Below are 7,523 nucleotides of genomic sequence, written 5' to 3'. Positions count from 1 at the left end.
CCTGCATTTGCAACCAACGTGTCCCCCTCCTGAACAGAAGGCATTTCCTTTTCATCCGAAAAGAAATCATCATCTGTCTGTTCCGAAGTAAACTCATCTTCAGTGTCATTGAACTCTCCATTGTTATCAAGCTCCTCAGGAACAGAAATTATATCTTCGTTTACCGCATTATCCGGGTCAGTAAAAATGTCTGTACCATATGCAGGAGCAACATTCATTAGAGCTATAGAAGAAGCCAGTAATAAAGCTAACAATTTCTTTTTCATCTTTCAAATCCTCCTTGGAAATAATGGTGGTTTTGTGTTGGAGTTGCATTGTACCAAATCAGTGGTCTGGTACATCGAAAGAATTATTCTTATATAATCAATATAGCACACAACTTCTACAACGTCTATGACAGATTATGTTGATTTAGTGCGTGAAATTGCCAGCCAGAAACTGCTCAGCGGATATAAAGAAAGACTCCGGTCGCAATGACCGGAGCCTTCTTTTAGGAATCTGTATTAATTACCCAAATGGATTATTTAACTTTAGCTGTTTTTAAGTTTGACCATGGGCTAAATACTTTTTTGCCATCAAGAGATGTTCTGTTGAATGCATGCATTCCGACTGTCCATGTTCCAGCTGGCACATTCTTGAATGTAGCTGTTACTGTGCTCTCTTTGAGGTTAAGTACTTTGTGAGCACCATAATTGTATGGACGTAACTCACCATTGTCTTTCTTGGAAGATGTTCCAAGAACTACATCGTAACCTGTTGCGTTAGCAGATAATTCATATGTTACTTTAACGGTAGAACCGCTTACCTTTACACTCTTGATAACTGGTGCATCTGGTGTAGTTGAAGTTACAGAGAACTGGAATCCGTTGGACCATTCTCCAAATACTTTCTTACCGTTTGCATCACGTGTCCAAGCGTGGCAGTATGCATAATATGTGCCCTGATCTACATATTTGAATGCTGTAGATGTTTTAGCCTGATTTTTGTTTACAACTGCGTAATTTTTATTTTTAATGCAGTCTTTGTCTGTAGAAATTACATAGTCATAACCAGAAGCTCCGTCTACTTCATCAGAAAGGACTACAGTAGCTTTATTGCCAACAACTTTAACATTGCTGATCATTGGAGCACCAACTTTTCTGCCACCGATTTCAACGTTTACAGAACCTGTGTAGTTCTTTCCGCCATCAACTACGGATACAGTAGCGGTTCCATCACCGTTATCTTTTACAGTAAAGTTTTCTTTTTCTTCGATAACATTACCGTTTGTTACTGTTGCTTTCAGATTCTTATCTACAACTACTGTACAATCTTTGAGGTCTTTTTTGTCAATACCCCATACAAAAGCTGCTGTTCCATATACATTGTTGAATGAATATCCACCCATTGGAATTACTTCAACCTGATATGGTTTAGTTGTTGTTGCATCTACAAATTTATCTGGTGTAGTTTTTCCATCAATGGAACTAAGTTCAATTTTGTAATCAGTACCCTCTACTAAAGTTTTACCATTAACTGTAACAGTTACTTGCGGTGTAACAGGTTTTCCACCAGCATATGTTCCGTTAGTTACAGAGATGTTTCGAGCTGTAAAATAAGACGCCTCAATAGTAAAGCTTGCTAAATCAACAATATTGTTCTGCAGGACAGATTTTTCATTGGTCAAATCATCATACTGATATAAAACACCATTTTCAACAGTATATGAAATATTATCATGAGCAGAATCACTGAAGTGAATTACAGAACCTCGCTGATTTTTTAATGTTAAGGTATTTGCTTCATAATTTCCTTTGGCTACAACTGCAACAAAACCAGTTCCTGCATTTATGTTATTGATATATTTAATTTCATAATCTGTATCTTTGGTAGCTTTAATGCCAGTACCTGGTGTAAAAATTTCACTTCCAAATTTCTGAGCTTCACCATCATATGTAAAGTTAGTAATATCAGCAAATTTGTAGATTGGATCAATATCTACCTTTGTTTTATCTGACTTATAAAGCTTTAATGTACCTGTCAGTTCTTTTCCCTGAATGTTAAATTTCTGTGTTTTAGTCCCAGTAAAGTTGGTGTTGTTTGTTTTTGGAGAAATTGTAACACTTCCCATTTCTTTGCCGGCACTTATATTATCACCATAGGATACATAAGTAACATCAAAGTATTTGGTAACATCAACTTTTCCTAACATTACTTTGCTTACTAATGGTTTTACCTGTCTTCCAGAATATTTAAAAGTATTTGCCTTTCCAGCTACAGCTACAGCTTTTGTACCATTTGCGGCTAAAGTAACAGAAACATCTTCAGCTTTTGCAGGAGTGATCTCAAATGTAGCAGATGCAGTTGTTCCATCATCGTATTCGCTTCCCTTGGTCGGTACAACAATTACGGTTGCTGTTCCTGCATTAATGTTGTCTTTGTATTTCAAAGTATAATCAATACCTTTATCCAGAGTAACAGTTCCATCTTTTACAACAACATTTGCAGAAATCTCTTCCCCTGTAAATGTGTAGGAAGATTTTTCAACTGTAATACTTACATTGCTGATAGATTTTTTTTCAATCTTTGAATATGCAATGAGTTCGTCAGTACCAGTTGCTTTTGTATAATTTCCGTCCTTTGCAAGAGTTGCTACTGCAAATACATAATCACCTGGTACATTTGTACCTGCTGCTGCCTTGATTTTTGCAGTTGTGTTAAGAGAATTAGGATTGGATGTTTTTACATAATAGTATTTAACAGTGTAATCTTTATCATAAGTAAGCGCTAATTTTTTATCCGCATTACTATCTAATGCTGTTTCAAATTTTAATCCCATTGCATCTTTATACAGAGATGCATCATAATTATTTGCAGAGTTTACAGTAACTTTAGATTTCGCTGTAAAATCACCAGCATTAACAGTATCAGTTACAGTATCTGGCTTAATTTTGAAGTATACTTCTTTTACACTGCCAGCATAAGAGTCTTTTCCTGTGATAATTACCTTGGCATATCCGGCATTTACATTATTTTCATAAGAAACAGAATACTCAGATGTTGTTAATTTGTGGCTTTGATTATTCTCATCAAGGAATGTCACTTCAATAGCTTTGATTTTTTTGGAATCTAAAGTATAAGCCTCCCCAGTATACGGAACTTCTGCAGTTGTAGCTGTCTTTGATGTTACAAGCTGTGCATTAACTCCATTATCAAATGTTGCCCATACAGTTCCAATAGATCTGTTTACAAGAGTAATTGGAAGCGTAATACTTCCTTCTACATTTGTTGAGTCAGAAGAATAACTGATTGTAACAGCTCCTTCTACAACACCTTTCTTATCTGCATTAGCGGCATCAAAAACAACTTTATTTACCTGAATAACAACATTATTACCCAGTGAATCTAATGTAAAGGATTTTCCATCCTTTCCAGTCAATTTAACATCGACAGGGTTGATAGATGCTGTTGGTTTTCCCTTGAAATCACTAATGCTGTATTCTTTTGTAATCTTTCCAGTGCATTCACTCAGATTACGTTTAACAATTGCATATGTATTTTCAGTTTTTACTTCACCAAGTGTTCCGGTTGTATCAAAGTTTTTCAAAATTTTCTGAGCAGCATCTGTATCAGCAAAATTCATCCATGCGTCGGATTTAACAGAATATCCTGTTCCAACTGCTTTATCTGTTCCTTTAACAGAAAATTCTGGTTTAAGTGCCTCTGTAATATCAACTTTTTTCTGTGTATCAGCATTAACTTCTACTTCAAGTTTAACATCACTCTTGCCGAAGCTCTGTACAGTGCCAGTATAACCAAGAGAAGTTGTTACTAAAGATGGTTTCAGATTATCTTTAGTAATTGCTAATGGAGTAATTGTATAAACAGCTTTGGCTGTTTTTCCTGTGAATCCATATGCTGGAGATGAAGGGTCATCTGTGCCATCAATTGTTCCATAAACAGTAATTTCTTTATCTGTTACATTTGTAAAATCGTTACCTTCTACTTCATAATGCCAGTTAATCTGATCATTAGTAATAGTCTGGTCTGCCCCTGCTAATGAGTATTCATATTTAGTAGTAGGAGTTGGTTTATTTTCTTCACCATTATATACAACAGTACCTGTGGTTATATAATAACCATTTGAATCAGTTGATGTACTTGTTGTAGTAAATCCTTCACCAAAAGTAAGTGCCTTACCACTTGTGTTTTTAGATAATAAAGCAGTTATATCGTAAGCTTTAACAACGCCGCCAGTAAGTACTACACTAAATACTGTAGAAGATGTCGTTGTAGCATACTTAGTCTTATAAATTCTCAAAGATATAGTTTTTCCATAGTCTTCTTTAACTGGTGTATAGCTTAATTCAGAGAGATTCTCAACAAATCCTGTAGCATTCTTTCCAGCTGCTTCTACGCCATCTGCCATCCAAGTATAATTAAAATCTTTGACATCAACTCCTTTGTTGGTAATACTTCCTGAAGCTACCGTAATAACGTTTTTAGGGCTATTACCCCATGAACCAACTTCACTAAGTTTCAGATTTGAAACAGTATAATTTTCTTTATTAATTTCAGTGCCATCATCAACTTCCTGTGCTGCAGGAGCATCTACTGTGCTATCAATAACAGGAGTTTCTGCTGTATCATCTGAAAATGCAGCTTCAGTAGTTGTATTATCTACTGCCGGAGCTTCAGTCTCAACAGCAACATCTGCACCATCACTGAACTCAGCAGCCCATACCGGCACATTAGAAGTAGCAAGCATTGCAACAACAAGTGACATACTTAATGTCTTTTTTACCATGCCCTTCTTTGTGTTTTTAATCTTTGTCATGATTATAGTTCCCCTTTGGGTAGTGGATAGGTTAATTTTTGATTAAAAAGCACATTCTCTGATTAGAAATTCATGCACAACCCTGAAAAAATAGTTATTTATAACTGCCTTTTTTACGTATTAGAGCGGTATTTTTGTAGTTATATGCTCTTTTACAACTGACGAAATAAAAAAAAGAACAAATTAAACAAATCGACTCTGCACTTTTCAGATTTTTAATAATTTTTATAGTTCCTTTCGTGGAAACAAGGTAATAATTATGCTATATTGATAACAGAAATAAATCAACGGGAGGTGCTGGATACGGCGGAAAAAAATAAGATCAAACCGTATACCATACTGAAGAACTTCTGGAGAGACAACAGACATTTTGCGGATCTGTTCAATGCAGTATTTTTTAACGGGGAACAGGTGCTGAAGCCGCAGGATCTTACAGAAGCAGATACGGATGTTTCCTCCATGCTGAAATTTAACGGTCATGCGGAAACAGTACAGAAGATCCTGGATGTTGTAAAGAAGACGGCATATGGTGTGGACTTTGTTCTCTGGGGACTGGAAAATCAGGCAAAGATCCATTATGCGATGCCGCTGCGTCATATGGTAGGAGATGCGTTTTCTTACATGAAAGAATATGATGAGATTGCAGCAGTAAATAAGAAAAACGGGGATTTCCATTCAGCGGATGAATTCCTGTCAGGTTTTAAGAAGACCGACCGGCTGCATCCGGTAATTAGTCTGTGTGTATACTATGGAGAAAGTGAATGGGATGGTCCGCTTTCCCTGAAGGATATGCTGGAGATTCCCGAAAAGATAGAAGCACTGGTATCTGATTACCGTATGAACCTGGTACAGGTAAGATCAAGTGGAGAGCTGTGTTTCAGCGATCCGGATGTAAATATGGTGTTTGACGTGAGCCGCTTGATCTATGCCAGGGATTATACGAAGATCAAAGAAGTCTACAGTGACCATGATATCCCGGCAGATCTGGGCGTTGTGATAGGTGCTATTACAGAATCACAGAAGCTGATCAATCATGCTTTGGAATTGGAGCAGAGAGGAGGGCAGATCAATATGTGTAATGCATTGGAAGAGTTAAGGCAGGAAGGTGTCGAAGAAGGTCGACAGGAAGGCAGATTAGAAGGTCGACAGGAGGGCCGTCAGGAAGGCAGATGGGAAGGTATCCTTGAAGGCATTCGTGCGACTGTAAGGACCTGCAGGAATTTTAATATCAGTGAGGCAGATACCGTCAGAAACATCATGAATGAATTTTCCCTGTCACAGGAAGAAGCTGTCAATTATGTAAAAAAATACTGGTAAACGGAAATTCTTTTAATAGAGCCTTTGATCTATCAGGTCAGAGGCTCTGTGTAATGTGGTCTGTATCTGAGCAGCCTGATTGAAAAGAAAATCCTAAAAAACAAGTGCACCTTGAAATAGCTTCTGACAATAAAAAGAAAGACTCCGGTCACAATGACCGGAGCCTTCTTTTTAGGAATCTGTATTAATTACCCAAATGGATTATTTAACTTTAGCAGTTTCCAGATTTGACCACTTACTGAATACTTTGTTATCGTTTTCAGAAGCTGATCTGTTCCAGGAATGTACGCCTACATAATAGGTTCCTGCTGGAATATTCTTAAATACTGCTTTGCATACACCTGGTTTTACATTTAATTTTTTGTATTTTCCATACTGATATGGACGTGTCTCGCCGTGTTCTTTCTTAGAACCATTTCCAAGAACTACGTCATATCCTGTTGAGTTAGCGGATTCTTTGTATGTTACAGTGATTGTAGAACCCTTTGTCTTAACACTGAGAATTTCTGGTGTATCCGGTGTGATTGCTGTTACAGAGACTGGGTAGCTGTTAGACCATTCGCCAAATACTTTCTTACCATTCTCATCACGTGTCCATGCATGGCAGTATGCATAGTAAGTTCCCTGTGGAACATATTTGAAGTTAGCTGTTGTCTGAACCTTTTGGAAGAATCTTAAATGTTACTTCTTTTTTATCACCTGTAAAGTTTTTATTATCCTTAACAGGAGCAAGGGCAACAGTTGCATCACCAACATTTACATTGACTTTAGATGTTGTTGGATATGTGATTGCAAAATCGGATGCCTTCAGTTCTACACCATTTAATGTAATCTTAAAATCAGAAGTTTTGGGCTTAACCTGAGTTCCTGTGTAAGTAAAGGAAGTTTTATGGTCTTTTGTATTTGCCTCAACTTTAAGGTCACTCAAATTAGCTTTATTAATTGTAAATTTAGCTGTCTGTGTTCCAGAGTAATCTCCAGTTCCTTCAACAGTTACTGTAGCCTCTCCAGCATTCTCGTTATTTGAGCAGGATTTAATTTTATAATCAATATCTTTTTCAAGTTCAACACCATCTACTGATACCTTTACAGTAGGAATGATTTTCTCTCCTGTATATGTATAAGATCCAATTACCTCAAGTTTTACATTCTCATCTGAAAGATCTTTATTAGTAATTGCTAACTTCTCATTATTTTCCTACTCAAACACTTAAAACTCTGATAAATACTGAGTTGTTCGTAATTTTGTTGGTGGATAAATGAGTAGGTATGTTTACTTACACCACTTTACAACTTTTTGAATAAAAAATATCGTACAGGGACTTTCTGATGTATAATAAGTTTGCGACAACTATTACAAAGGAAAGTGACCCTGTACGACAAACTCATT

4 protein-coding genes are annotated in these 7,523 nt (G+C 36.6%); 1 reads left to right on the top strand and 3 read right to left on the bottom strand.

Going from position 1 to position 7,523, the window contains the following annotated elements; all coding sequences use genetic code 11:
• On the bottom strand, positions 1–266 hold a 266-nt coding region (locus tag ACTNES_RS18035), incomplete at its 3' end, for a hypothetical protein (RefSeq protein WP_441040281.1).
• 254 nt (positions 267–520) lie between these two features.
• Positions 521–4,816, bottom strand: a complete 4,296-nt coding sequence (locus ACTNES_RS18030; RefSeq protein WP_441040280.1) for a hypothetical protein — start codon at positions 4,814–4,816, stop codon at positions 521–523.
• Positions 4,817–5,083: 267 nt separating this feature from the next.
• Here ACTNES_RS18030 and ACTNES_RS18025 point away from each other — a divergent pair, with 267 nt between their 5' ends.
• Entirely contained in the window at positions 5,084–6,133 is a 1,050-nt protein-coding gene (locus ACTNES_RS18025; RefSeq protein WP_441040279.1) for a hypothetical protein, read from the top strand.
• Positions 6,134–6,776: 643 nt separating this feature from the next.
• Here ACTNES_RS18025 and ACTNES_RS18020 read toward each other — a convergent pair.
• A complete protein-coding gene (locus ACTNES_RS18020; RefSeq protein WP_291814959.1) occupies positions 6,777–7,061 on the bottom strand; it encodes a hypothetical protein in 285 nt (94 codons plus the stop codon).
• Positions 7,062–7,523: the final 462 nt, after the last annotated feature.

This window comes from Blautia sp. HCP3S3_D9 (assembly GCF_052063845.1).
In the GTDB taxonomy this organism is placed as follows: domain Bacteria; phylum Bacillota; class Clostridia; order Lachnospirales; family Lachnospiraceae; genus Blautia_A.
The sequence above is the reverse complement of the archived record's forward strand: the minus strand, read 5'-3'. Positions and strand labels throughout refer to the sequence as shown.